The following is a 505-nucleotide window of genomic DNA, read 5'->3' as shown; positions in this document are numbered from 1 at the left end:
CCCGGGCGGCGCGGTCCAGCGATTTCGCTGCCAACGCCAGCGCCGGCAGCGAGTGCGGAAGGCCGTCGAACGGCGTGGTCCGCTCCGGTTTTTCCGCCGCCTTGACCGCGTCGTAGCCGGCCACGATCTCGGCGATGGTCTCCGGAAACTTCTCCTGCAAGGACCCGTCCGGCCGGAAGACATGCCGGTTCCGCCGGATGAGTTTGGCGGTCAGTTCCGCGGCCACGGCGTCGAAATCAAAATGTCCCCGCTCTTCCTGCAGGCGGGCATGCAGCACTACCTGGTAGAGCACATCGGCCAGTTCGCCCTTGAGCTCGGCAACATCGGCCCGGCCGGTGTGGCCGGTTTCGATGGCTTCGGCCAGTTCATGGGCTTCCTCCACGAGGTAATCGATCAGCGACTCGTGGGTCAGCGCCGCGGTCCACAGGCAGTGCTCGCGCAGTTGTGCCACGACGTCCAGCAGCCTGGCGACCGCCCGCCCCCGGCCGGGCTCAGCCGTGGGGGC

General features: G+C 68.3%; 1 protein-coding gene. It reads right to left on the bottom strand.

Going from position 1 to position 505, the window contains the following annotated elements; translation table 11 throughout:
- On the bottom strand, positions 1–463 hold a 463-nt coding region (locus AC5RV2_RS18910), incomplete at its 3' end, for a MazG nucleotide pyrophosphohydrolase domain-containing protein (protein ID WP_494093606.1).
- Between the last annotated feature and the right edge of the window lie 42 nt (positions 464–505).

The sequence above is a fragment of the Arthrobacter sp. Y3225116 genome, assembly GCF_059091245.1.
Note: the sequence above shows the minus strand (reverse complement) of the source record. Positions and strands in the feature narration are given on the sequence as shown.